The organism is Solibacillus sp. FSL W7-1472 (genome assembly GCF_037969775.1).
In the GTDB taxonomy this organism is placed as follows: Bacteria; Bacillota; Bacilli; order Bacillales_A; family Planococcaceae; genus Solibacillus; species Solibacillus silvestris.
Genome location: NZ_CP150208.1, coordinates 3,790,001 through 3,814,847 on the forward strand (window position 1 = coordinate 3,790,001; position 24,847 = coordinate 3,814,847).

At 40.7% G+C, this 24,847-nt stretch carries 38 protein-coding genes (1 of these 38 only partly in view); 2 read left to right on the top strand and 36 right to left on the bottom strand.

The window, feature by feature from the left end:
• Positions 1–615, top strand: partial view of a spore germination lipoprotein GerD gene (gene gerD, locus MKY07_RS18945; protein ID WP_339263356.1) — the 3' portion only. 3 nt of this gene lie to the left of the window's left edge; 615 of the gene's 618 nt are visible here — the last part of the coding sequence; the start codon falls outside the window, past its left edge; it ends in the stop codon at positions 613–615.
• Between the two features lie 44 nt (positions 616–659).
• On the opposite strand, the gene MKY07_RS18950 is transcribed toward gerD, so the two are convergent.
• The 5 genes from MKY07_RS18950 to MKY07_RS18970 all read right to left on the bottom strand — a co-directional run bounded on the left by MKY07_RS18950 (position 660) and on the right by MKY07_RS18970 (position 6,418).
• The gene (locus MKY07_RS18950) at positions 660–1,715 is read right to left on the bottom strand and encodes a P-loop NTPase (protein ID WP_008406699.1); all 1,056 of its coding nucleotides are present in this window, start codon (positions 1,713–1,715) and stop codon (positions 660–662) included.
• A 73-nt stretch (positions 1,716–1,788) separates the two neighbouring features.
• A complete protein-coding gene (locus MKY07_RS18955; protein ID WP_014822426.1) occupies positions 1,789–2,502 on the bottom strand; it encodes an N-acetylmuramoyl-L-alanine amidase in 714 nt (237 codons plus the stop codon).
• Positions 2,503–2,560: 58 nt separating this feature from the next.
• Positions 2,561–4,336, bottom strand: a complete 1,776-nt coding sequence (locus MKY07_RS18960; RefSeq protein ID WP_339264670.1) for an ABC transporter ATP-binding protein — start codon at positions 4,334–4,336, stop codon at positions 2,561–2,563.
• A 25-nt stretch (positions 4,337–4,361) separates the two neighbouring features.
• Positions 4,362–6,101: an ABC transporter ATP-binding protein gene (locus MKY07_RS18965; protein WP_339263358.1), complete on the bottom strand. Its 1,740-nt coding sequence runs from the start codon at positions 6,099–6,101 to the stop codon at positions 4,362–4,364.
• Between the two features lie 32 nt (positions 6,102–6,133).
• Positions 6,134–6,418: a 2-keto-3-deoxygluconate kinase gene (locus tag MKY07_RS18970; protein WP_339263359.1), complete on the bottom strand. Its 285-nt coding sequence runs from the start codon at positions 6,416–6,418 to the stop codon at positions 6,134–6,136.
• Between the two features lie 164 nt (positions 6,419–6,582).
• On the opposite strand from MKY07_RS18970, the gene MKY07_RS18975 reads away from it, so the two are divergent.
• Entirely contained in the window at positions 6,583–7,620 is a 1,038-nt protein-coding gene (locus MKY07_RS18975; protein WP_339263360.1) for a C45 family peptidase, read from the top strand.
• A gap of 70 nt (positions 7,621–7,690) precedes the next feature.
• Here MKY07_RS18975 and rpsI read toward each other — a convergent pair whose 3' ends face one another.
• From rpsI to rplB, 31 genes are all read right to left on the bottom strand, one after another.
• Positions 7,691–8,083 (bottom strand): 30S ribosomal protein S9, encoded by a 393-nt coding sequence (gene rpsI, locus MKY07_RS18980; RefSeq protein ID WP_008406708.1) that lies wholly within the window; start codon positions 8,081–8,083, stop codon positions 7,691–7,693.
• 29 nt (positions 8,084–8,112) lie between these two features.
• Positions 8,113–8,550, bottom strand: a complete 438-nt coding sequence (gene rplM, locus MKY07_RS18985) for a 50S ribosomal protein L13 (RefSeq protein WP_008406709.1) — start codon at positions 8,548–8,550, stop codon at positions 8,113–8,115.
• Between the two features lie 230 nt (positions 8,551–8,780).
• A complete protein-coding gene (gene truA, locus MKY07_RS18990; protein WP_339263362.1) occupies positions 8,781–9,530 on the bottom strand; it encodes a tRNA pseudouridine(38-40) synthase TruA in 750 nt (249 codons plus the stop codon).
• Positions 9,531–9,542: 12 nt separating this feature from the next.
• Positions 9,543–10,340, bottom strand: coding sequence for an energy-coupling factor transporter transmembrane protein EcfT (locus MKY07_RS18995; protein WP_014822421.1), 798 nt, complete (start codon positions 10,338–10,340; stop codon positions 9,543–9,545).
• Complete coding sequence (locus MKY07_RS19000) at positions 10,337–11,209, bottom strand: energy-coupling factor ABC transporter ATP-binding protein (protein WP_339263364.1); 873 nt, start codon at positions 11,207–11,209, stop codon at positions 10,337–10,339. The genes MKY07_RS18995 and MKY07_RS19000 overlap by 4 nt, the downstream gene beginning before the upstream one ends.
• Positions 11,185–12,030, bottom strand: coding sequence for an energy-coupling factor ABC transporter ATP-binding protein (locus MKY07_RS19005; RefSeq protein ID WP_008406713.1), 846 nt, complete (start codon positions 12,028–12,030; stop codon positions 11,185–11,187). Before MKY07_RS19005 ends, MKY07_RS19000 begins: the two co-directional genes overlap by 25 nt.
• A gap of 442 nt (positions 12,031–12,472) precedes the next feature.
• Complete coding sequence (rplQ, locus tag MKY07_RS19010; RefSeq protein WP_008406715.1) at positions 12,473–12,850, bottom strand: 50S ribosomal protein L17; 378 nt, start codon at positions 12,848–12,850, stop codon at positions 12,473–12,475.
• A gap of 56 nt (positions 12,851–12,906) precedes the next feature.
• A complete protein-coding gene (locus tag MKY07_RS19015) occupies positions 12,907–13,851 on the bottom strand; it encodes a DNA-directed RNA polymerase subunit alpha (RefSeq protein ID WP_008406717.1) in 945 nt (314 codons plus the stop codon).
• A gap of 144 nt (positions 13,852–13,995) precedes the next feature.
• On the bottom strand, positions 13,996–14,385 hold the full coding sequence (gene rpsK, locus MKY07_RS19020; RefSeq protein ID WP_008406718.1) for a 30S ribosomal protein S11: 390 nt from the start codon (positions 14,383–14,385) through the stop codon (positions 13,996–13,998).
• 26 nt (positions 14,386–14,411) lie between these two features.
• Positions 14,412–14,777 (bottom strand): 30S ribosomal protein S13, encoded by a 366-nt coding sequence (gene rpsM, locus MKY07_RS19025; RefSeq protein ID WP_008406720.1) that lies wholly within the window; start codon positions 14,775–14,777, stop codon positions 14,412–14,414.
• A gap of 24 nt (positions 14,778–14,801) precedes the next feature.
• The gene (gene rpmJ / locus MKY07_RS19030) at positions 14,802–14,915 is read right to left on the bottom strand and encodes a 50S ribosomal protein L36 (RefSeq protein ID WP_000868344.1); all 114 of its coding nucleotides are present in this window, start codon (positions 14,913–14,915) and stop codon (positions 14,802–14,804) included.
• A gap of 37 nt (positions 14,916–14,952) precedes the next feature.
• Positions 14,953–15,171 (bottom strand): translation initiation factor IF-1, encoded by a 219-nt coding sequence (gene infA / locus MKY07_RS19035; protein WP_008406932.1) that lies wholly within the window; start codon positions 15,169–15,171, stop codon positions 14,953–14,955.
• Between the two features lie 413 nt (positions 15,172–15,584).
• Complete coding sequence (locus MKY07_RS19040; RefSeq protein ID WP_008406933.1) at positions 15,585–16,238, bottom strand: adenylate kinase; 654 nt, start codon at positions 16,236–16,238, stop codon at positions 15,585–15,587.
• Positions 16,239–16,300: 62 nt separating this feature from the next.
• Entirely contained in the window at positions 16,301–17,596 is a 1,296-nt protein-coding gene (gene secY / locus MKY07_RS19045) for a preprotein translocase subunit SecY (RefSeq protein WP_008406934.1), read from the bottom strand.
• Positions 17,596–18,036 carry a 50S ribosomal protein L15 gene (gene rplO / locus MKY07_RS19050; RefSeq protein ID WP_008406935.1) on the bottom strand — a complete coding sequence of 147 codons (441 nt, stop codon included), beginning with the start codon at positions 18,034–18,036 and terminating at the stop codon, positions 17,596–17,598. Before rplO ends, secY begins: the two co-directional genes overlap by 1 nt.
• 33 nt (positions 18,037–18,069) lie before the next feature.
• Positions 18,070–18,252 (bottom strand): 50S ribosomal protein L30, encoded by a 183-nt coding sequence (gene rpmD / locus MKY07_RS19055; RefSeq protein WP_173364522.1) that lies wholly within the window; start codon positions 18,250–18,252, stop codon positions 18,070–18,072.
• 11 nt (positions 18,253–18,263) lie between these two features.
• Positions 18,264–18,764 (bottom strand): 30S ribosomal protein S5, encoded by a 501-nt coding sequence (rpsE, locus tag MKY07_RS19060; RefSeq protein WP_008406937.1) that lies wholly within the window; start codon positions 18,762–18,764, stop codon positions 18,264–18,266.
• A gap of 21 nt (positions 18,765–18,785) precedes the next feature.
• Positions 18,786–19,145 (bottom strand): 50S ribosomal protein L18, encoded by a 360-nt coding sequence (gene rplR / locus MKY07_RS19065; protein ID WP_008406944.1) that lies wholly within the window; start codon positions 19,143–19,145, stop codon positions 18,786–18,788.
• Between the two features lie 41 nt (positions 19,146–19,186).
• A complete protein-coding gene (gene rplF, locus MKY07_RS19070) occupies positions 19,187–19,726 on the bottom strand; it encodes a 50S ribosomal protein L6 (RefSeq protein ID WP_008406946.1) in 540 nt (179 codons plus the stop codon).
• A gap of 31 nt (positions 19,727–19,757) precedes the next feature.
• Positions 19,758–20,156, bottom strand: a complete 399-nt coding sequence (gene rpsH, locus MKY07_RS19075) for a 30S ribosomal protein S8 (RefSeq protein WP_008406947.1) — start codon at positions 20,154–20,156, stop codon at positions 19,758–19,760.
• A gap of 30 nt (positions 20,157–20,186) precedes the next feature.
• Complete coding sequence (gene rpsN / locus MKY07_RS19080; protein WP_008406949.1) at positions 20,187–20,372, bottom strand: 30S ribosomal protein S14; 186 nt, start codon at positions 20,370–20,372, stop codon at positions 20,187–20,189.
• Positions 20,373–20,393: 21 nt separating this feature from the next.
• Complete coding sequence (gene rplE, locus MKY07_RS19085) at positions 20,394–20,933, bottom strand: 50S ribosomal protein L5 (RefSeq protein ID WP_008406951.1); 540 nt, start codon at positions 20,931–20,933, stop codon at positions 20,394–20,396.
• A gap of 28 nt (positions 20,934–20,961) precedes the next feature.
• On the bottom strand, positions 20,962–21,270 hold the full coding sequence (rplX, locus tag MKY07_RS19090) for a 50S ribosomal protein L24 (RefSeq protein ID WP_008406953.1): 309 nt from the start codon (positions 21,268–21,270) through the stop codon (positions 20,962–20,964).
• Between the two features lie 37 nt (positions 21,271–21,307).
• Complete coding sequence (gene rplN, locus MKY07_RS19095; protein WP_008406955.1) at positions 21,308–21,676, bottom strand: 50S ribosomal protein L14; 369 nt, start codon at positions 21,674–21,676, stop codon at positions 21,308–21,310.
• Positions 21,677–21,722: 46 nt separating this feature from the next.
• Positions 21,723–21,986 (bottom strand): 30S ribosomal protein S17, encoded by a 264-nt coding sequence (rpsQ, locus tag MKY07_RS19100; RefSeq protein WP_008406957.1) that lies wholly within the window; start codon positions 21,984–21,986, stop codon positions 21,723–21,725.
• A gap of 18 nt (positions 21,987–22,004) precedes the next feature.
• A complete protein-coding gene (gene rpmC / locus MKY07_RS19105) occupies positions 22,005–22,205 on the bottom strand; it encodes a 50S ribosomal protein L29 (RefSeq protein WP_008406958.1) in 201 nt (66 codons plus the stop codon).
• On the bottom strand, positions 22,195–22,629 hold the full coding sequence (rplP, locus tag MKY07_RS19110) for a 50S ribosomal protein L16 (protein WP_008406960.1): 435 nt from the start codon (positions 22,627–22,629) through the stop codon (positions 22,195–22,197). The genes rpmC and rplP overlap by 11 nt, the downstream gene beginning before the upstream one ends.
• 1 nt (position 22,630) lies before the next feature.
• The gene (gene rpsC / locus MKY07_RS19115) at positions 22,631–23,287 is read right to left on the bottom strand and encodes a 30S ribosomal protein S3 (protein WP_008406961.1); all 657 of its coding nucleotides are present in this window, start codon (positions 23,285–23,287) and stop codon (positions 22,631–22,633) included.
• 3 nt (positions 23,288–23,290) lie between these two features.
• Positions 23,291–23,635 (bottom strand): 50S ribosomal protein L22, encoded by a 345-nt coding sequence (gene rplV / locus MKY07_RS19120; protein WP_008406963.1) that lies wholly within the window; start codon positions 23,633–23,635, stop codon positions 23,291–23,293.
• Between the two features lie 22 nt (positions 23,636–23,657).
• Entirely contained in the window at positions 23,658–23,936 is a 279-nt protein-coding gene (gene rpsS, locus MKY07_RS19125; RefSeq protein WP_004233637.1) for a 30S ribosomal protein S19, read from the bottom strand.
• A 60-nt stretch (positions 23,937–23,996) separates the two neighbouring features.
• On the bottom strand, positions 23,997–24,827 hold the full coding sequence (gene rplB / locus MKY07_RS19130) for a 50S ribosomal protein L2 (protein ID WP_339263365.1): 831 nt from the start codon (positions 24,825–24,827) through the stop codon (positions 23,997–23,999).
• Positions 24,828–24,847 lie beyond the last annotated feature (20 nt).

The following is a 24,847-nucleotide window of genomic DNA, read 5'->3' on the forward strand; positions in this document are numbered from 1 at the left end:
AAACGTTTAATCATATTAGCCTTTTCCCTCATTCTCCTTGCCGGTTGTAATGATGCCAAATCGACGACATTATCTTATGATGAAGTAAAGAAAATTATGGTCGATGCCATTCAGACAGAGGATGGGAAAAAAGCAATTCGCCAAATGTTTGAAGATAAGAATTTTCGGGAGTTGCTTATTTTAAATACCGAAGAAGTTAAAAAAGCGACTGAAGAGACAATGTTATCAAAAGATGCAATGGATTTTTGGATTAAAACATTCGAAGACCCGAAATTTAAAGAAACATTTGCAAAAAGTATGCAGGATCAGCAGGAAGATTTAATGAAAAACCTACTGAATGACGCGAGTTACCAAGAATCTCTAACGTCTTTCTTCGGTCAGCCGGATATGCAAAAGCAGCTTGAAAGCATCATGAAAGGTGCTGTTATGCGAAAAGAGCTGGAGAAAATCGTAATGGAAACAATCGAAAATCCGCTTATGCAGACAAAATGGCAGGAGCTCATTAAGAAAAGCGGTGAAGCTTCATCCGAGAAGGGTTCTGGTTCGGGGTCTGAATCCGGATCTGGCTCAGGGAAGGATAGCGGCGGCGGTAAAGACAGCGGTGGAGGCTCATAAAAAAACAACCAGTCGTCTCATTGGGACAACTGGTTGTTTTTTTGTTATTTATTTAATTCTGAAATAATTTCTTCAGCAATTTGTAAATAGATTTTACCTGTTGGATGCGATTCTGCATATACAGAAGGTGCGAAGTCTTCCTCTGTCCAATCTGGTTGTCCTAACGGAATTTGACCAAGTAATTTTGTGCGCAGTTCATCAGCTAGCTTCGGACCGCCGCCTTGACCAAATACAAATTCTTTTTCGCCTGATTTGCTTTCATACCAAGCCATATTCTCAATAACACCTAGGATTTCATGATTTGTTTGTAATGCCATCGCACCTGCACGGGCTGCTACGAAAGCGGCTGTCGGGTGAGGTGTTGTCACAACAATCTCTTTTGAAGATGGCAGCATTTGGTGAATATCCAGTGCTACGTCTCCCGTTCCTGGTGGTAAATCCAATAGTAGATAGTCTAAATCGCCCCACTCGACATCACGGAAGAACTGGTCCAATACTTTACCAAGCATCGGTCCGCGCCAAACGATTGGTGCATTATTTTCAACAAAGAATCCCATTGAGATAACTTTTACACCAAGACGTTCCACCGGGTAAATACGGTCATCTTTTACGACCGGCATTTCTGTTACACCCATCATGTCCGGTACAGAGAAACCATAAATATCAGCATCGATTAAACCGACTTTTTTGCCTAGGCGTGCTAGTGCAACTGCCATATTTACAGATACCGTCGATTTCCCTACTCCACCTTTACCTGAGGCAATTGAAATAAATTGTACGCTTGATAAAGGTGATAAAATATCTTGTGCTTCTGCTTCGGTCGCTTGTCCACGGAATGATTGCAGTACTTCTGCCGGTAGCTCTTCAAAACGAATCCCAACGGAAGCCGCGCCATTTTCTTTTAACACTTCAACAATTTTCATTTGAAGTGTCATTTGTTCAGGCGTATTAGTTTTTGCAATCGCAATACGAACACTAACATGCGCTTTTTCTGCTTTAATCGAAACGTTTGTTACACCTTTTGTTTCTGCTAGTGATTTATGTAAAAACGGATCTTGTAGTTCTCCTAATAGTTCTCGGACTTGTTCCTCATTTAACATATCAAACACTCCCCTGAATGAAATTACATTTGTTAGTATATCATAATCGATTCGTATTGTTATTACATGTTGCCTACTCGTATTTTACATGAATATAATTTTCAATTCCGCGTGCAATCGCAAATGCCATTTTTTCCTGATAGCTGTCATTTGCCAGTAAATCACGCTCTTCCTCATTACTTAAAAATCCTGTTTCTACTAATACAGCCGGTTTTTCAATTTTCTTTAATAAATAAACATTTTTAATCGACAGTGCTTCGCGGTCCGTATTTTCCATCGTCTCTCGAATTGATTGTTGTACAGCCTGTGCGAGTGCCTGGCTTTTCTCGTGTCCAGTGTGATGGTAAAACACTTGCGCCCCTCGCCATTTACTATTTGGGATTGCATTTGCGTGAATCGTAACGAATAGATCCGGTTCATGTGAGTCCACTAACGTTTCACGTAAAAAAATGTCCTGCTTTTTACGCTCACGAAGTGTTGGAAATGTTTCACTTGGTGCATGTTCACTTAATACATCTCCATCCGTTGAACGTGTTAATACTACTTCCGCACCTAAACGTGTTAATTGACGAGCTACTTTTTTTGTAATTGCCAGTGTCACGTCTTTTTCAATTACCTCTCCATTTGAAGCACCACCATCAATTCCTCCATGACCAGCATCTAACACAATTTTTACCCCACCTAATGGCTCGGGTAAAAAAAATCGCCGGTCGGATGCGTTCGTTTCATATACAACGACAAGCATCGAACAAAAAATTACGAATATGAGTGCAAGCCAACGTTTCAAAAAAAACACCGTCCTTTTTGCCTACTATACGCAAAAGGACGGCGGAATATTCACCTTATCATTGAGACTGGAGCTGACGTTGTAATGTTGCATAAAAACCTTGTTCCTTCATTAAAGAATCATGATTTCCTTGTTCTAAAATTTGACCGTCCTTAATGACGAGGATCTGATCCGCATTTTCAATTGTTTTAAGACGGTGTGCAATGACAAAGCTTGTTCGCCCTTCCATCAAATTGTTCAAGCCTTTCTGAATATGCACTTCTGTCATCGTATCAACACTTGAAGTTGCTTCATCTAAAATTAAGATATCGGGATCCTCTAGAATTGCACGGGCAATCGCTATAAGCTGACGCTGCCCCTGACTTAAATTTAAGCCTCCGCTTGTCAGTACAGTATCGTACTGTTCAGGCAAATACTTTATAAAATTATGTGCATATGCAATTTTTGCTGCTTGTTCAACTTCATCATCTGTTGCATGGAGCTTACCGAAACGGATATTTTCACGCACCGTTCCTGAAAACAAATACGTATCCTGCAGAACGACACCGACATGGTCGCGCACATTCGTCATTTTGTAATGTTCAATTGGTTCGCCGTCCAGTAAAATCCGGCCACCTGTCGCATCATAAAATCGTGTTAGCAGCTGAATGATTGTCGTCTTCCCGGAACCAGTAGGACCAACAATGGCAATTGTCTCTCCTGCTTTCGCTTCAAAATTAATTCCGTGTAATACAGGCTTGCCTGTTTCATAGGCAAACTGTACGTTTTCGAACTTTACATCACCACTATACTGTTCTTTCGCTTTTGCATTTTCAATATCCGCTACTTCTTTTGCTTCATCCAGCACTTCAAAAACACGTTCGGAACCCGCAATGGCCGATTGGAACGTATTGAGCAGGTTCGATAGCTGGTTGATCGGCCGGAAAAACTGTCGGGTGTACGTAACGAATGATGCGATTACACCGATTGTCAGTCCGCTTGTTACAGCCATGATTGCACCAACACCTATTACAAGACTTAAACCTAAGTTGTTCATAAAGTTATTGATTGGACCCATGAAACCAGAAATAATATCGGCTCGCATTGCTGAACCGCGCAATCGCTCATTGGCTTCTTTAAACTCCGCGAGCGTTGAATTTTCCTGACCGAAAAGCGTAATAATATCCGCGTTCGAAATGGTTTCTTCAATATAACCATTCAAATTACCCAAATCCCGTTGACGTGCCTTATAGTTTACGCTGCTTCGCTTAATAATCTGCTTTGTCGCATTTACGATGAGCGGGATAATGATGAGTGTTACTAGCGCTAATCGCCAATCTAAATAAAAGAGTGCAAAGGCCGTTCCGATTATCGTTAAAAAACTTGAAACAATTTGTATAACACTTTGTGACAATGCCGCATTTAAATTTTCGATATCATTTGTCATCCGGCTCATTAAATCGCCTTGCTGCTTTTTATCGTAAAAGGCGAGCGGCAATGACTGATACTGCTCAAACAGGTGTTGACGCAACCGGCGAATGGTCTTCTGTGAAACACGAATCATGACAAATGTTTGAAGCCAAGTGAGTACGGACGATGCGATATAGACCCCTGCCAAAATAAGTGCCATGCGAATCGCCCCCGGCACATCGAGCTTCACAATATAATCATCAATCGTTTTCCCGATTAGAAATGGACCGACTAAACTTAACAGTGTACTAATAATAACGAAAATGACGACACTGATCAGCTCTACCTTTTGAACACGTAAATAGCTCCAAATCCGAAGCAGTGTTTCCTTTTGATTTTTTGGCTTCACAACTGGACCTGTAAAGCGCCCACCTGGATGCCTCATAGGTACAGGCGGTTCCCCTTGTTGTTTATTCACTTAAGGTCACCCCTTTTTCTGCCTGTGTTTTTGCCATTTCTTGATACAATATACTTTCCTGCAATAGTTGCTCATGTGTTCCTTGTGCAGCAATTTTCCCGTCGTCCATTACAAGTATTTGATCAGCATGGCGAATAGAAGAGATTTTAGACGAAACAATCACTTTTGTAGCATCACTGAACTGCTCTTCAATCGCACGTTGAATTGTTTTTTCAGAAATACTGTCAACCGCACTTGTCACATCATCCAAAACTAAAATACTCGGTTTCCGGATAAAGGACCTCGCCATTGCCAAACGCTGCTTTTGCCCACCGGACAAGTTTGTCGCCCCTTGTGTGAGCAAATGTTCTGTCCCTGCATCCAGTTTGTCGACAAATTCCTTTGCGTTTGCCGACTGTAATGCCTGTACAATGTCCTCTGACGTTGCATCGGATTTACCGTAGCGCAAGTTGTCGGCAATCGTTTTTGAGAACAATGTCGCTTTTTGCGGGGAAAAACCGATTGACTGGCGTAAATGTTCCAATGAATAGCTGCCAATTGGCACTCCGTCTATTTTTACGCTGCCACTGTCAGGATCAAACAGGCGTGGAATCATTTTAACTAATGTCGATTTCCCGCTTCCTGTCATTCCGATAATGCCGACTGTTTCTCCCGCATTCACGTGGAAGCTAATATTTTTCAATACGGATTCTGTTTCTTTTAAATAGGAGAAGCTTACATTTTCAAAACTAATACTTCCCTTAATTTGTTTTATCTCTGGTTTTAAAGGGCTCGTTAAGTCTGTTTTCTCTTCCAGCACTTCTACAATTCGCCCAGCGCTTGGTATTGCACGTGCCAGCTGTACAAGTACCATTGATGAACTCATCAGCCCCTGCATGACCATCATTAAATAGTTGATAAAGGCAAGAATAACCCCTACTTGCAACGTGTTGTTATCCACTTTGATCGCACCCATCCAAAGTGCTGCTACAATACCTAAGTTCACGACAAACATTGTAAGGGGTGCCAGTACGCCTATAATTTGATCGGCTGCCATACTGCGTTTCATCAGCTGTGTATTCACTTCGGTAAACTGTTCAATTTGATGATTTTTCCTGTTGTATGCCTTAATGACACGAATACCAGCCAAGTTTTCTTGAACTTTTGTGTTTACCATATCGACAACCTTCTGCACTTTATGAAAAAGCTTTCCTGAAAGTGCCGTAAAATAATACATGCAAAATGCCAAAATCGGAACCACGACCAATAAAATCGGAAATAGCTCTCGCGCTGTAATAAAAACAATGACAATGGCCCCGATAAACATCATTGGTCCACGGACAAATACTTTCAATAACATCGTCAATGCCCGCTGTAGCATTTCCATATCACTCGTTAAATTTGTAACAAGCTTTCCGAGCGTAAATTTATCTTTACTGCTATTTGAAAAATACGTAATCGTTTCATATAAATCTTGCCGTAGATCGGTTGAAAAGTTTACGGCCGTCCGTGATGCATAAATGGAACACCCTATCCCGCCAATTAGACCGATTACGGATGTCGCTATCATTAAGCCAAACATTTTCACAATATATGACGTATCATTTTGAGCGATCCCATCATCAATAATATGCTGTAATATTGTAGGTTGCAGCAAATCCATACTTACCTCAATAACCATCATTACAGGAGCGATGATCGCAAATAATATATATGGCCTAATATATTTTGAGAGTTTCCATACTGCTTGCATTAAACAAGTTCACTTCCTTATGTTGTGAAAAATTATTCCTCTTCTGTTGCTTGTGCTTCTTCCAATAATTCATTCAGCTGAAACAAGCCGACAAAATCATTCATAATTGCTTCAGTTGCTTTCAATTCCCCTGCAATAACAGGATGAATTGATTTCAATTCTGAAGACTCCAGTTGTTGTTTCAATGTTGAGCGCTTCATTTCGAGTTGACGATAAAACTCCAATGCACGCCCGCGCCGGAATGTTTGTGCACCCTTAGAACGGCGACTACCGTGTTCTCCTTCGCCTCGATGTCTCCCTTTGGTTTCAGACCTCATATTTTTAACCCCATCCTTTTTGAATACTATTGTATACTAATGTATACAAAAATACTACTCCTGCTAAAGTATTTAGGGAGAGTAATTTATTCAAATCCTTTTATTTTGTTTGTTCATTAAAAATCGTTACTATAAAAAAAACAGATTCATTAAAGGAGTACATCATGAAAAACGTGACGAGCGATATTATCCAATTTAGAGGATCCCATTATGAGTTCGGTGTATATCAGGGAGAGCTCTTAAAAAATTCGCCTCTTTTTTATAATAGAGAAAAGCTTTATAAACAATTGGATGATAGGTTTTCTATAGATAAAATATATGTTAAACAACTTTTAGCCCGTTTCGGCCCAGGAATTGAAGAAGAAATCGAAGGCCTCGCTTATACACTTGGTTATAAGGAAGAACAGGCTTTACTTCATTATGGCGGATATTATGCAGCACACAAAAAAAGCGGCTGCTCTATTACGACAAACCCTTCTTATATGATCCGCAACTATGACAATGACCCCGAAAGCTATGATGGGCGTTTTGTGTTATATGAACCAACTGACGGTGGCTATGCGACACTCGGACCTTCCATGCAAATTACAGGACGGATGGATGGGATGAATGAAAAAGGACTCGTCGTCGGTTATAACTTTGTAAATACGAAAAACAGGGCGGATGGCTTTGTATGCAATATGATCGGGCGTCTGTTACTGGAGCGTTGCGCAACTGTTGAAGAGGGGATTTCATTACTAAAAAATATTCCCCATAAACATTCATTTAATTATGTATTACTAGATGCGGAGCAAACGATGGCGGCAGTAGAAGCATCTCCGCGCAATGTAGCTGTTCGGGACGCAACAGCCTGCACGAATCACTTTAAAGTTCTGACAGAAGAAAACCGTTACCGAACAGAGGATTCATTAGCGCGCGAACATATTATTTCGAATGCCCAAGCAACACCACTTACTTTTGAAAATGCGTTCAAATTAATGAATGGTATCGAAAATGGGGTCTTTGCGACAAAATACGGAGCATGGGATGGTACACTCCATACGGTTGGCTATGTACCAACTGAAGGTAAATGTACTATTGCTTTAGGTGGAGATGCATTGCCTATAGTTATCGATTTTAAATCGTGGCTAAGCGGAACTTATTTGCCTCTTTCGAAGATTAAAGGAAAACTTCATGCGACAAATGGCTTTGCGAATGAATAAAGAAAAAACCCTTTCTCGGAAAAATTCCAAGAAAGGGTTTTGTAATTTCGCAAAATAGTAATCGTAAAGATTAACGTTTTGAGAACTGAGGTGCACGACGAGCGCCGCGTAGACCTGGTTTTTTACGTTCTTTCATACGTGAATCACGAGTTAATAGACCCGCTGATTTTAAAGCTGGGCGGAAGTCTGGATCAACTTGTAATAATGCACGTGCGATACCGTGACGGATTGCTCCAGCTTGACCTGTGAATCCACCACCGTTTACGTTAACGTGAACGTCATATGAACCTTTAGTTTCTGTAGCTACTAATGGTTGGTTGATAATTAAGTGTAAAGTTTCGTATGGTAGGTAATCTGCAACATCACGGTTGTTGATTACTACTTTACCTTCGCCTGGTACTAAACGTACGCGAGCAGTTGAGCTTTTACGGCGACCTGTGCCGATGTATTGTACTTGTGCCAAAGTTATTTCCTCCTATTATAGTTTATTGATTAACCACGTAACTCGTAAGCTTCTGGTTTTTGTGCAGCATGTGGATGTTCAGAACCAGTGTAAACGTTCAATTTAGAGAACATTTGACGACCTAAAGAGTTCTTTGGAAGCATACCTTTAATTGCTAACTCAAGCATTTGAGTTGGGTATTTTTCCTTCATTTCACCAGCTGTACGTTGTTTTAAACCACCAGCGAACTGAGTGTGACGGTAGTAAATTTTCTTTTGTAATTTGTTACCTGTTAACTCAATTTTATCAGCGTTGATGATGATCACATGATCTCCTGTATCAACGTTTGGTGTGAAAGTTGGTTTATGTTTACCGCGTAAGATAGAAGCTACTTCAGAAGCTAAACGACCTAACGTTTGGCCTTCTGCGTCAACTACTAACCATTTACGTTCTACTTCTTGACCTTTAGCCATGAAAGTTGTGCGCATGTTTGTATCCTCCTAATCGATATGAATTACCGTTATTTTTCATTATATACACTTTATAAGTTTCGGGGCTTATTTTTGTGGTGGTAATGAAAATACCATACATCATCATATACTGGATCGCGTTTAAAGTCAAGATATTTAATTGAACACCTGGAGAGGTTGTTAACCCTTTTCACAAGCCGATTTCTCTAGGATTTTATAGAGAAAAGGAAAACTTTTTCAAAAAAAAATCACAAATCTTGATAAAAAACTTGTTCTAAATATAGACCATGTGCTGGTGCTGTTTTACCTGCTTGTGCACGGTCCATTGAAGCAATCGTCTTTTCTAATGAAGAAGCTTCTCTTCGTCCAATGCCAACTTCCCATAATGTACCTGCAATAATCCGCACCATATTATATAAAAAGCCGTTGCCGCTAATTGTCATATGCAGCTCTTCCCCTTGCCAGACAAGTTCCAGCGTTTCAACCGTACGTACTTTGTCTACAACACTCGTATTCGCCGCGCAGAAACAGCTGAAGTCATGTGTCCCGACAATTGCTTGTGCGGCTTCACGCATTGCTTCTACATTCGGCTTTACTCCACCTGTCTCGACTGTATAGTGTCTTCTAAACGGGCTTTGAACAGTGCTGCAATCCCAAATATATCGGTAACGCTTGCCTGATACATCATAGCGGGCATGAAACTCTTCCTTTACTTGCTCCATGTGGAGTACACGAATATCACGCGGCAATTGGACATTTAATGCCTTTTGAAATTTCTCGGGCGGAATCTCAAGAGCTGTATCAAAATGTATAACCTGACCCGTTGCATGGACACGCGCATCTGTACGGCCGCTTGCTGTAATTTTAACTTGTGTCCCTTTTTGCATTGTTGTTAATACTTTTTCGATTTCCAGCTGTACTGTACGTTCACCCGGCTGCACCTGATAGCCGGCAAAGCCGGTACCGTCATAGCTAATCGTTGCTTTTAATCTCACCATATCTTTACTCCTCTAACTGCGCAGCATCCATAACAGGACGCCCAATAATACAAGTACAACTAAAATAGCCGTATCTCTAACCATCCACTTTAGCTGACGGTATTTCGTACGCCCTTCTCCCCCACGGTAGCCGCGCACTTCCATTGCAGTCGCTAAATCTTCCGCTCGTTTAAATGCACTGACAAAGAGCGGTACTAACAATGGCACGACCGCCTTTAGACGATCTTTAATTGGTCCTGCACTTAAATCTGAACCACGAGCCATCTGTGCTTTCATAATTTTATCTGTCTCATCCATTAATGTTGGAATGAAACGTAAAGAAATCGACATCATTAGTGCAAGCTCATGAACAGGCAGCTTTACCTTTTTAAACGGATCGAGAAGTACTTCCAGACCGTCCGTAATTGAAATAGGAGAAGTCGTTAACGTTAAGATCGATGTCATAAATACTAGCATTAAAAAGCGCATTGATATGAACATCCCTTGTCGTAAGCCTTCTTCGTATATTTTTATAAAGCCAAGATCAACTAATACAGGCCCTTCCCTCGTCATAAACAAATGCAAAATCAAAGTGAAGAGCATTAAGAATATGACAGGTTTTAAGCCGTTGATTAAAAAATAAAGGCGTATTCTCGACAGTAAAATAACGAGTAATGTAAACGCCAAAAGCAGCGCATAGGTTACCACATTATTGGCAAAAAAGACTACGATAATAAATGCAAAAACAAAAAGCAGCTTTGAACGCGGATCGAGCTTATGCACAAATGAATTTCCTGGTATATAGCGTCCAAAAATCATTTTTTCCATCATTGCTGTTCACGCCCCTTTGGAATGGCCTGTCCTATTTCTACGGCAAGCTCTTCTTCAGTTAAGCATACTTTTTCTAACGTTTTACCCAACATCTTCTCTACCTGATGCTGAAAACGAACAATACGTGGCGGCTCCAGACGGAATTGGGCAAGCGTTTGACGATCGCTGAAAATCGTACGCGGATCTCCAGTTAACACACACCGTCCTTCATGCATAATTGCAACCGAATCCGCATAACGTGCTGCATCTTCCATACTATGTGTTACAAGTATCGTTGTTAAACCGCGCTCTTTATGTAGCGTATAAAATAAGTCCATAATTTCCTTTTGACCACGGGGATCAAGACCCGCTGTTGGCTCATCCAACACAATCACTTCAGGATCCATTGCCAGTACACCCGCAATGGCAACACGGCGCATCTGTCCACCTGATAGGTCAAATGGGGATTTGTCCAATATTTCTTCCGGTAACCCTACTAACGAAATCAGCTCACGGGCACGTTTTTCCGCTTCTTCTTCAGACACCCCAAAATTCATCGGACCAAACATAATATCCTTTAATACGGTTTCCTCAAAAAGCTGGTGCTCAGGAAACTGGAACACGATGCCTACTTTTTGACGTACTGTTTTTAAGTCTTTTGCCTTTTTTCCGGCTTCAATGATTCGGTCCCCGATTTTCACTGTACCGCTCGAAGGTTTTAATAATCCATTAAAGTGAAGGAGGATTGTTGATTTACCAGAACCTGTATGTCCGATAATCGCCTGAAATGTTCCACTTTTAATTGTTAAGTCAACCTCATGTAAAGCTTGCTTTTCAAATGGAGTGCCTTTTGCATAGGCATAGCTTACTTGTTGAAGTTGGATGTCCATAAGTCATTCACCAGCTCTTCTTCTGTCATATGTTGTCCTACAAGTTGTACACCTTGTGCTTGCAACAGCTTCGTCATTTTCATCGCAAACGGCATATCCAAACCAAACTGTACGAGATCATCACCTAAAGCAAAAATCTCTTCCGGCGTTCCCTCAGCGTATTTTTTGCCGGCATTCATAAAAATAATGCGATCGGCCAACAATGCTTCTTCGAGATCATGAGTTATCGCGAGTACCGTAAGATCAATTTCTTTACGCAATGCTTCCACGATTGTTAACACTTCTTCACGGCCTTGAGGATCCAGCATCGATGTCGCTTCATCCAATATTAATATTTGCGGATGCATCGCTAGTGCCCCTGCAATGGCAACACGCTGCTTTTGTCCGCCAGATAAATGATGAGGCTCGTGGTTGATAAAGTCTTCCATCTTTACTTGTCTCAGTGCATTGTGCACACGTTTAACCATTTCTTCATGCGGAACACCGTTGTTTTCCAACGAGAAAGCTACATCATCCTGCACAGTAGCCCCTACAAACTGATTGTCCGGATTTTGAAAGACAATACCAATCTGCGAACGAATATCCCATATATTTTCTTCTGTGAGGATTTCACGTTTAATCCGGATTTCCCCTTGCTGTGGCATTAGTAAGCCACTCATCAATTTAGCCATTGTCGATTTTCCGGAGCCATTATGGCCAACAATCGTAATCCATTCCCCTTTATTGATTGTAAAAGAAACATCCTCTACTGCATTGCGTGTATGAGGCTCTTCCGGTGTATAGGAGTAGGTTACTTGATTAAATGATAAAATTTCACTCATGCGCAGCTACTCTCCCCTCTGCTTCGCTATTGTATGACATATTAGTAGTCAGTTTAAATTTCCCAGGAAATGATACCTATATAAAAATAAAGCACGTTTTCAAACAAGTTTTGCGCGAACGGCCACCTATCTAAACGTACTTTATGTTTGCATATGTATTGGGAATTTAGGGGCTCAACCCTTCATTCCATAAATAAAAAAGCGCGCACCTCATTCAGAGAAATGCGCTTGTCGTTACATTTACAAAATTCGCGGGTGCTCAAGCCCGAGAATTCGTTGAATGAGGTGCGGAGAGCTAAACGAGACGCCAGTATTTACTACCCCGCTCATCATAACGCTCAGCTTAATTATGTCGTATAAATCAATTTTGTTTATATAAAAAAGGGGTGCGGGTTCAACCGGTGAACCGGACACCCCTTTTCCACCTGTATGTTATTAAGAATTAAACTAATTCGATAACTACTACTGGTGCGCCGTCTCCACGACGAGGACCTACTTTAAGAATACGAGTGTAACCACCTTGACGCTCCGCATAACGAGGTGCGATATCGTCAAATAATTTTTGAAGTGCAAAAACAGTTTTTTCTTCTTCGCCTTCTCCAACTGTTACTAGCTCACGACGGATGAATGCTGCTGCCTGACGACGAGCATGTAAATCTCCGCGTTTACCTAAAGTAATCATTTTCTCAACAGCTTTACGAGTTTCTTTAGCGCGCGCTTCAGTAGTTTCGATGCGCTCGTTGATGATTAAATCAGTAGCTAAGTCGCGTAATAATGCTTTACGTTGAGAACTTGTACGACCAAGTTTTCTGTAACCCATGGACGTTTCCCTCCTTTTAAATATATCTGATCTAGCTAAATTTTATAATTTTTCGCTTAGTCTTCTTTACGCAATCCTAAACCAAGCTCTTCTAACTTATGCTTAACTTCTTCAAGAGACTTACGACCAAGATTACGTACTTTCATCATATCGTCTTCTGACTTGTTAGCTAATTCTAGTACCGTATTGATACCAGCACGCTTCAAGCAGTTGTAAGAACGAACAGAAAGATCAAGTTCTTCGATAGTCATCTCTAATACTTTTTCTTTTTGGTCTTCTTCTTTTTCGACCATGATTTCAGCAGTCTGTGCCTCGTTCGTCATGCCAACGAAGATATTTAAGTGTTCAGTTAAAATTTTCGCTCCAAGTGAAATCGCCTCTTTAGGACCGATGCTTCCATCTGTCCATACATCAAGTGATAACTTGTCGTAGTCAGAATTTTGTCCAACACGAGTGTTCTCTACTTGGAAGTTGACGCGTGAAACTGGAGTGTAAATAGAGTCGATCGGGATCACGCCGATAGGAAGATCCTCACGTTTGTTTTGATCAGCAGGAGTATAACCACGGCCACGCTGTGCGTACATACGCATACGTAAATGACCGTTCTTAGCGATTGTTGCGATATATAGATCTGGGTTTAAAATTTCTACATCACTGTCATGTGTAATGTCAGCTGCAGTAACCGTTCCGTCACCTTTTACATCAATCTCAATAACTTTTTCTTCGTCAGAGTAGATTTTTAAAGCTAGCTTTTTCACGTTTAAGATAATCGAAGCGACATCTTCTACAACGCCTTCTACAGTTGAGAATTCGTGTAATACGCCGTCAATTTGAATTGACGTAACAGCAGCTCCAGGTAATGAAGACAGAAGGATACGACGTAGAGAATTCCCCAAAGTATTACCATAACCGCGTTCAAGCGGTTCTACAACAAACTTGCCGTATTTGGCATCTTCGCTAATCTCCACTGTTTCAATCTTCGGTTTTTCAATTTCGATCATTCCAATTTACCCTCCTTCAAAACATCTAATGTATAGGTTCTTATCATCAAGTTGTTAATCTGAGTTAGACTATAAAATGCACAAGACTTTTGTACAAAGTAACATGATGTACGTAGAAGTAATTATACTTCTAAGCTGCACCCATTACACACGACGACGTTTTGGCGGACGGCAACCGTTATGAGGAACTGGAGTAACGTCTTTAATAGCAGTTACTTCTAATCCAGCAGCTTGAAGTGCACGTACTGCAGCTTCACGACCTGAACCAGGACCTTTAACTGTTACTTCAATGTTTTTTAAACCATGTTCCATTGAAGTTTTTGCAGCTGTTTCAGCAGCCATTTGAGCTGCGAATGGAGTTGATTTACGTGAACCACGGAAACCTAAAGCACCAGCTGAAGACCAAGATAATGCGTTACCTTGCATATCAGTGATCGTTACGATTGTATTGTTGAATGTAGAACGGATGTGAGCAACACCAGATTCGATGTTCTTTTTCACACGACGTTTACGAGTTTGTTGTTTACGAGCCATGTTAAGAAGGAACCTCCTTTACTTAATTATTTTTTCTTGTTCGCTACAGTCTTACGTGGACCTTTACGCGTACGCGCATTGTTTTTCGTATTTTGACCACGAACAGGTAAACCACGACGGTGACGGATACCACGGTTTGAAGCAATTTCCATTAAACGTTTGATGTTTAAAGAAACTTCACGACGTAAGTCACCTTCAGTTTTGTATGAATCTAATTGTTCACGAATTTGGTTTAATTGATCTTCTGTTAAGTCTTTAACGCGAGTATTTTCGTCAATACCTGCACCTGCTAATACTTTTTGAGAAGTAGTTTTACCAATACCGTAAATGTATGTTAATGAAATTACAACGCGTTTGTCGCGAGGAATATCAACACCAGCAATACGTGCCATTCGTTAGTGCACCTCCTTGATTAATTATCCTTGTTTTTGTTTGTGTTTAGGATTTTCACAGATTACCATTACTTTACCGCGTCGGCGAATTACTTTACATTTTTCGCAGATCGGTTTCACAGATGGTCTCACTTTCATCTAACCTAACCTCCTTAATAGTCCGGAGTGCAAAAGATTATTTAAAACGGTATGTGATACGACCGCGAGTTAAATCATAAGGAGATAACTCAATAGTAACCTTATCTCCAGGTAGGATACGGATAAAGTGCATACGGATCTTTCCAGATACGTGTGCAAGCACAGTGTGCCCATTTTCTAATTCTACCTTAAACATCGCGTTTGGCAAAGTCTCAAGAACTGTCCCTTCGACTTCAATTACATCGTCTTTCGCCATCTTCTCGACTCCCTTCTATATGCTTATATCAAAAAACTCATGCGAGCTCTTGCAACTGTTTCTCCTAATTAAGAAGCAACTCGTTTCAACATATGGTTTGGATTGCATGAGAGATGTAGAATAAGACGCTCGTCTGGTTTCGCTTCACACAATCCATGGAAACAGTATCCTATAAGGAACCGCATCCTTATGTTAACACGATAGCCGGAATGTCTTGATGAGAGATTCATACCCGTTACACAGATGCTTCCACGAAACCCATTATACGTTACAAAGATGTCATCACACTATTTAAGTGCTCAACCTTTATAGTATATACCGGGCACAATATGCTTTTGCAACTCTCAAAAAATTATGTTTCGTTGTTGCCTCCGCATGACTACCGCGGAAGCTGTCTAGCGCCCGGACGGATATCAGCTGCGGCTGCCCTGCAATAGAGCATCAAGATCAGCAAATACTTTTGAAATTTCTTGCTGTCCATTAATATTTGTAAGTACTCCCTTTGCTTTATAGAAATCAAGTAAAGGTTGTGCTTGGTTCATATTTACTTCCAGACGGTTTGTAACAGTTTCAGGATTATCATCTGCACGCGTGTACAACTCGCCGCCATCTTTATCACAAATGCCATCCACTTTTGGAGGATTAAACACTAAATGATATGATGTACCACAAGTCTTACAAATACGACGACCACTTAAACGTGCGATTAATTCTTCTTTTTCAACTTGAACATTAATTGTATGCTCAACTGGGCGTCCTAATTCTTCAAGGATGCTGTCTAAAGCTTCAGCTTGAGGAACTGTACGCGGGAATCCGTCTAATAAGAAACCTTTTTCGCAGTCTGGTTGTGAAAGACGTTCACGAACAATACCAATCGTTACTTCATCAGGTACTAATGCACCTTGATCCATAAACGCTTTGGCCTGTAAACCTAATTCTGTACCTTCTTTAATAGCGGCACGGAACATATCGCCTGTAGAAATATGAGGGATTGCGTACTTCTCAACAATTTTGTCAGCCTGAGTACCTTTACCGGCTCCTGGAAGACCCATTAAAACGATATTCATACGTAATACTCCCCTTTATAGCATAAGCCGGTAAGGAAACGAGAATGTTTCCTAAACCTGCATTATTTCATAAAGCCTTTATAATGACGCTTCACTAATTGAGACTCTAACTGTTTCATTGTTTCAAGTGCAACACCGACTACGATAATCATACTTGTTCCCCCGATTTGAGCCGAAGCTGGCAGGTTCATGAAGTTAATGAATAAAATTGGCATTACTGAAATAACTACTAAGAATAAAGCACCAACTAATGTTAAACGATAAAGAACTTTTGTTAAGTAAGCTTGAGTGTCATTACCTGGGCGGATACCCGGGATATAGGCACCTTGCTTTTTCAAGTTATCTGCCACATTTTCCGGATTCACCTGAATGAAAGCATAGAAGTATGTGAAGGCGATAATTAAAGCAACATAGATTAACATACCAACAGGTTTAGTATAGTCAAACGTGTTCGTAATAAACGCTGTTACATTATTATCTCCAAAGAATGTTGCTAAAGTTTGAGGTGTAACAATAAACGCAACCGCAAAGATTACCGGAATAACCCCTGCAGCATTTACTTTTAACGGTAAATGCGTTTGCTGTGCACCAACTTTAGGTGAATTCCCAGCAACTCGTTTTGCATATTGGATTGGAATTTTACGCAACGCTTGTTGAATATAAATAACTCCAACAACAACAGCAAGCAGCACTAGAACTAATAGAACTAAAATGGCAATATTGATAAACAATTGATCGCCAGCCCCATCAATTTGTTGTGCATAGATTTGGTTTACTGCGTTAGGAATCGCAGCTACGATACCAGCGAAGATAATGATAGAGATACCATTACCAACACCATATGCAGTAATTTGTTCAGATAACCACAATATGAATGCTGTACCTGCAGTTAATACGATTGAAATCGTTAAGTATGATTGAATACTAGTATCCGTAATCAATGATCCGCCATAAAATTGGTTAAACCCAAAGCTCATTGCGAAAGATTGAATGAATGCTAATACAATCGTGAAATAACGAGTGAATTGAGCCAACTTGCGTCGACCTACATCACCTTGTTTCGCCCATTCTGCAAACTTAGGTACTACATCCATTTGAAGTAACTGGACAATAATTGAGGCTGTGATGTACGGCATAATCCCCATCGCAAAGATTGAGAAGTTTGCCAATGCACCACCGCCAAACGTATTAAGGAAACCTACTAAGCTGAACTCATCAGTTGCCTTTAATACATCTGCGTTAACATTTGGTACCGGAATGAATGTTCCGAGACGAAAAATGATTAACATTAAAAGTGTGAAGATGATTTTATTTCGTATATCTCGAACGCGCATAAAGTTAGAGATTGTCTGAAACATTAGATCACCTCAGTTGTTCCGCCAGCGTTCTCAATTGCTTCTTTAGCAGAAGCAGAGAATTTGTGAGCCTTAACATTAAGCTTAACGCTTAATGTACCATGACCTAGAATTTTGATTCCAGCTTTTTCGTTGCTCACGATACCAGTTTCTAATAATAATGCAGGTGTTACTTCTGCACCATCTTCAAAACGGTTTAACGCGTCAAGGTTAACGATAGCGTATTCTTTACGGTTAATGTTCGTAAAGCCACGTTTAGGTAAACGACGGAAAAGTGGGTTTTGACCCCCCTCAAATCCTGGGCGAACGCCGCCGCCAGAACGAGCGTTTTGACCTTTATGACCTTTACCAGAAGTTTTACCGTTACCAGAACCGATACCACGACCAACGCGGTTACGTACTTTACGTGAACCTTCTGCTGGTTTTAACTCATGAAGTTTCATTTGGGTGGCACCTCCTTGTTCGTATAATTGAAATTAAATTTCTTTAACAGTAACTAAGTGAGCTACTTTTGTAATCATCCCGCGGATCGCAGCGTTATCAGCTTGTTCCACAGTTTGGTTTAATTTACGTAATCCTAAAGCCTCAACAACTTTACGTTGGTTTGGTTTAGTACCGATGACAGATTTATTAAGGGTAATTTGTAATTTAGCCATTATAATTCCCCCCCTTATCCTAATAACTCTTCCACTGATTTACCACGTAGTTTTGCAACTTCTTCTACGCGTTTTAATTCAGTTAAACCTGCTACAGTTGCACGCACCATGTTGATTGGTGTGTTTGAACCAAGAGATTTTGAAAGAATATCAGTAATACCAGCTAGTTCAAGTACGGCACGTACTGGACCACCAGCGATAACTCCTGTACCAGGAGCTGCAGGTTTGATTAAGATTGAACCTGCACCGAAGCGACCTTGCACTAAGTGTGGAGTAGTTCCACCCACGCGTGGTACTTCGATTAAGTTTTTCTTCGCGTCTTCAACAGCCTTACGGATTGCATCTGGAACCTCTTGGGCTTTACCAGTACCAAATCCTACATGACCATTTTTATCTCCTACTACTACTAGAGCAGAGAAGCGGAAGCGACGACCACCTTTAACAACTTTAGCAACACGGTTAATTGTAACTACGCGTTCTTCAAGTTCTAATTTGTTTGCGTCAATGCGACTCATGAAGTATGTCCCTCCTTCTTATTAAAATTCTAAGCCGTTTTCACGTGCAGCTTCTGCTAAAGCTTTTACACGTCCGTGATATAAGTAACCGCTACGGTCAAATACTACTGTAGTAATATTTTTTTCAGCAGCGCGTTTAGCGATTGTTTCACCGATTTTAGCAGCAGCTTCTACGTTTGCGCCCATACCTTCGAAAGCTTTTTCTTGAGTATTAGCAGAAACTAAAGTTACGCCAGCTACGTCATCGATTAGTTGTGCATAGATGTTCTTGTTAGAACGGAATACGTTTAAACGTGGACGTTGTGCAGTACCCGAAATTTTAGAACGAACACGCCCATGACGTTTTTTACGAACTTGATTTTTATCTTGTTTCGTAATCACAGTGGTCACTCCTTTCAAAAATTAATGCGGTTTATGCCGCATTATTTACCTGTTTTACCTTCTTTACGGCGAACGAATTCACCTTCGTAACGGATCCCTTTACCTTTGTAAGGCTCTGGTGGACGTACGTCACGGATGTTAGATGCTAATGCACCAACACGCTCTTTAGAAATACCTTTAACGATGATCTTCGTGTTCGAAGGAACTTCGACCTCTAAACCTTGCTCAGGTGTAAACTCAACTGGGTGAGAGTAACCAACGTTTAGTACAAGCTTAGTACCTTGTAACTGTGCACGGTAACCTACACCGATAAGTTCTAGAGTACGAGTGAAGCCTTCAGAAACACCTGTTACCATGTTAGCTAGTAACGCACGAGTTGTACCGTGGTTTGTACGGTGTTCTTTAGAATCAGAAGGACGAACAACTGATAAAGTGTTGCCTTCTTGCTCGATTTTCATATCTTGGTTGAATTGACGAGTTAATTCGCCTTTAGGACCTTTAACAGTAACAAGATTGTCGGCACCGACTTCGATTGTTACGTTAGCAGGTACCTCGATAACTTTTTTACCTACGCGAGACATTTATATTGCACCTCCGTTCTTTTCTTACTAATTACCAAATGTATGCTAAGATTTCTCCGCCAACTTGTTTAGCGCGAGCTTCTTTGTCAGTTAATAAACCGTTTGAAGTAGATACTAAAGCGATACCAAGACCGTTTAATACTTTAGGTACTTCGTTTGTTTTAGCATATACACGTAAACCTGGTTTAGAAATACGTTTAAGACCAGTGATAACACGCTCGTTCTCTTTACCATATTTTAAGAAAATACGGATGATACCTTGCTTGTTGTCTTCTACATATTCTACATCACGTACGAAACCTTCACGCTTTAAAATTTCAGCGATCTCTTTCTTAACGTTAGAAGCAGGAACTTCTAACTTCTCGTGACGTACCATGTTCGCATTACGAATGCGTGTAAGCATATCTGCAATCGGATCAGTCATTGTCATGAAAATTTACCTCCTTCCCAAATTAGGGGATTACCAGCTGGCTTTTTTAACGCCAGGAATTTGTCCCTTATATGCAAGTTCACGGAAACAAATACGGCAAAGTTTAAATTTGCGGTATACAGAGTGTGGACGGCCACAGCGTTCACAACGTGTATATTCTTGAACTTTAAATTTTTGCGTGCGTTGTTGTTTAACGATCATTGATTTTTTTGCCACGTCTTCGCCCTCCTTATTTTATTACTTTTGGAACGGCATACCGAACTGTGTTAATAACTCGCGAGCTTCTTCGTCAGAATTCGCAGTAGTTACGATCACGATGTCCATACCGCGTACTTTTGAAACTTTATCGTAATCGATTTCTGGGAAAATCAATTGCTCTTTAACACCTAATGTATAGTTACCGCGACCATCGAATGCTTTTTTAGAAACACCACGGAAGTCACGTACACGTGGAAGTGCGATAGAGATTAATTTATCCAGGAATTCATACATACGCTCACCGCGTAATGTAACTTTAGCACCGATCGCTTGACCTTCACGTAAACGGAAACCTGCGATAGATTTTTTCGCTTTAGTTACTACTGGTTTTTGTCCAGTAATTATTGTTAATTCTTCTACAGCTACATCAAGAGCTTTTGAGTTTTGAACAGCGTCACCAACACCCATGTTGATTACGATTTTCTCCACTTTTGGAACTTGCATTACTGATTTATATTCGAACTTGCTCATTAGAGCAGGTGAAACTTCATTTGAATACTTTTCTTTTAGGCGGCTCATGTGTGTACCTCCCTTCTCAATTTACTTATTAGTCGATTACTACACCTGATTTTTTTGCAACACGAACTTTTTTGCCATCCTTGATCTCAATACCTACACGAGTCGGCTCGCCAGATTTAGGATCGATTAGCATTACGTTCGAAATGTGGATTGCAGCTTCTTGAGATACAATTCCACCTTGTGGGTTAAGTTGGTTAGGTTTAACGTGTTTCTTAACGATGTTTACACCTTCAACAAGAACACGGTCTTGTTTAGGGAAAGCAGCTAAGATTACGCCTTCTTTACCTTTGTCTTTACCAGTAATTACTTTTACTTTGTCGCCCTTTTTAACATGCATTATGTGTCGCACCTCCTTGATTGGTACTGTCATGAAATTAAAGAACTTCTGGAGCTAAAGAAACGATTTTCATGAAGTTGCCATCACGTAATTCACGTGCAACTGGTCCGAAAATACGAGTTCCGCGTGGTGATTTATCATCTTTGATAATTACGCAAGCATTCTCATCAAATTTAATGTAAGTACCGTCTTTACGACGAGCACCTGATTTTGTGCGAACGATAACAGCCTTAACAACGTCACCTTTCTTGACAACGCCACCTGGTGTTGCTTTCTTAACTGTACAAACAACGATATCTCCGATGTTTGCAGTTTTACGACCAGAACCACCAAGTACTTTAATCGTTAAAACTTCACGTGCACCTGAGTTGTCAGCAACTTTCATACGACTTTCTTGTTGAATCACTTAGGTTACCTCCCTTCGGAAATATATTTTATTCCGAAATGTGTTATTAAATAATAACCGCTTTTTCTACAACTTCAACTAAACGGAAGCGTTTAGTAGCTGATAGCGGGCGAGTTTCCATGATACGTACGATATCACCGATATTCGCAGTGTTTAGCTCATCATGAGCTTTAAACTTTTTCGAGTATTTTACACGCTTGCCATAAAGCTTGTGCTTTTTATGAGTTTCAACTAATACAGAAATTGTCTTATCCATTTTGTCTGAAACAACACGGCCCGTGTAAACTTTGCGTTGGTTACGCTCAGTCATACTTAAAACCCTCCTTTATCAGTTATTTGCACTGATTTCTCTTTCACGAATCACAGTTTTCATACGTGCAATCGCTTTGCGAACTTCACGGATGCGAGCTGTGTTTTCTAATTGACCAGTCGCCAATTGGAAGCGAAGGTTGAAAAGCTCTTCTTTCAGTGATTTTACTTTTAATTCAATTTCATTAGTGGCAAGGTCACGGATTTCATTAGCTTTCATTAGATTCACCACCAGTTTCTTGACGTTTTACAATTTTACATTTAACAGGAAGTTTATGTGATGCTAAACGAAGTGCTTCACGTGCCACCTCTTCAGATACACCAGCAATTTCGAACATTACTTTTCCTGGTTTTACTACTGCTACCCAACCTTCAGGAGAACCTTTACCAGAACCCATTCGGACTTCTAGAGGCTTTTTCGTGTAAGGCTTATGTGGGAAGATTTTGATCCAAACTTTACCGCCACGTTTCATGTAACGAGTCATTGCGATACGAGCAGATTCGATTTGACGGTTTGTAATCCAAGATGCTGTTGTAGCTTGTAAGCCAAACTCACCAAAAGATACTTCTTTACCGCCCTTCGCTTCTCCACGCATGTTACCACGGTGTTCACGACGATATTTTACGCGTTTAGGTAATAACATATTATTTGCCTCCTTCCACAGAGTTCTTTTTAGTAGGAAGGACTTCACCACGGTAGATCCAAACTTTAACGCCTAGTTTACCGTAAGTAGTATCAGCTTCAGCATGTGCGTAATCAATGTCAGCACGTAATGTATGAAGCGGAACAGTTCCTTCACTATAGTGTTCAGCACGCGCGATATCAGCGCCACCTAAACGACCAGATACTTGTGTTTTAATACCTTTTGCACCAGCGCGCATTGTGCGTTGGATTGATTGTTTTTGAGCACGACGGAATGATACGCGGTTCTCAAGTTGACGAGCGATGTTTTCAGCTACTAATTTAGCGTCAAGATCTGCACGTTTGATTTCAATAATGTTGATATGCACACGTTTGCCAGTTACTTCAGTTAAGTGTTTACGTAAGTTTTCAACTTCCGTACCACCTTTACCGATAACCATACCTGGTTTCGCAGTGTGAATAGTGATGTTTACGCGATTTGCAGCGCGTTCGATTTCTACTTTAGATACAGATGCATCTTTAAGTTTAGTTTCGATATATTTACGTACTTTGATGTCTTCGTGTAATAAGTTAGCGTAGTCTTTCTCAGCGAACCACTTTGACTCCCAGTCACGAATAACACCAACACGTAGTCCTATTGGATGTACTTTTTGACCCACGGATTAAACCTCCTTCTTCTCAGATACCACGATTGTAATGTGGCTAGTACGTTTGTTGATTGCCGACGCACGACCTTGTGCACGTGGACGGAAACGTTTTAATGTTGGACCTTCATCAACAAAGATTTCAGATACAACTAAGTTATTAACATCTAACTCATAGTTATGTTCAGCGTTAGCAACTGCAGATTTTAATACTTTCTCAACGACTGGAGACGCCGCTTTTGGAGTATGACGTAAAATTGCAACTGCTTCACCAATTTGCTTGCCTCGGATTAAGTCTACTACTAGACGAACTTTACGAGGAGCGATACGAACTGTACGAGCGATAGCTTTAGCTTGTGTCATTAGGATTTACCTCCTCTCAAAATTAGCGTCTTGTTTTCTTGTCATCTGCACCGTGACCTTTATAAGTACGAGTTGGTGCGAACTCACCAAGTTTATGACCTACCATATCTTCAGTTACGTATACAGGAACGTGTTTACGTCCATCATATACAGCGATTGTTAAACCGATGAAGTTTGGGAAGATAGTAGAACGGCGAGACCAAGTTTTGATAACCTGTTTTTTCTCAGAAGCCTCTTGTGCTTCCACCTTTTTCATTAGGTGGTCATCAACAAAAGGTCCTTTCTTTAAGCTGCGACCCATTTAGGAACCTCCCTCCGTGATACGACCACGGCTCTCGAACTGAACCGTAGTTTTACCACATTATTTTTTACGTCCACGAATAATAAATTTAGATGATTTATTTTTCTTGCTACGAGTTTTGTAACCAAGAGCTGGTTTGCCCCATGGTGTCATTGGAGATTTACGTCCGATTGGAGAACGTCCTTCACCACCACCGTGTGGGTGATCGTTAGGGTTCATTACAGAACCACGTACTGTTGGGCGTTTACCTAACCAACGAGAACGACCTGCTTTACCGATGTTGATAAGTTCGTGTTGTTCGTTACCAACTTGACCGATTGTTGCACGGCAAGTAGCAAGGATTAAACGTACTTCACCAGATTGTAAGCGAACGATTACGTACTTGCCTTCACGACCTAATACTTGCGCAGAAGTACCAGCAGAACGTACTAATTGTCCACCTTTACCAGGTTTCATTTCGATGTTATGGATTGTAGTACCCATTGGAATGTTTGCTAATGGTAATGCGTTACCTACTTTGATATCCGCTTCTGGACCTGAATAAATAGTTTGACCTACTTCAAGACCTTTCGGAGCTAAGATGTAACGTTTTTCACCGTCAGCATAGTTAATTAAAGCGATGTTCGCAGAACGGTTTGGATCGTACTCGATTGTAGCAACGCGTCCTGGAATGCCGTCTTTAAGACGTTTAAAATCGATAACACGGTATTGTTTCTTGTGACCGCCACCGTGATGACGAACAGTAATTTTACCCTGGTTGTTACGACCAGCTTTGCGTTTAGTCGATTCTAATAAAGACTTTTCAGGTTTATTAGTAGTGATTTCAGCAAAGTCAGAAGACGTCATGTTACGACGACCATTTGAGGTTGGCTTATACTTTTTAATCGCCATTTGTATTCCCTCCTTCTTTA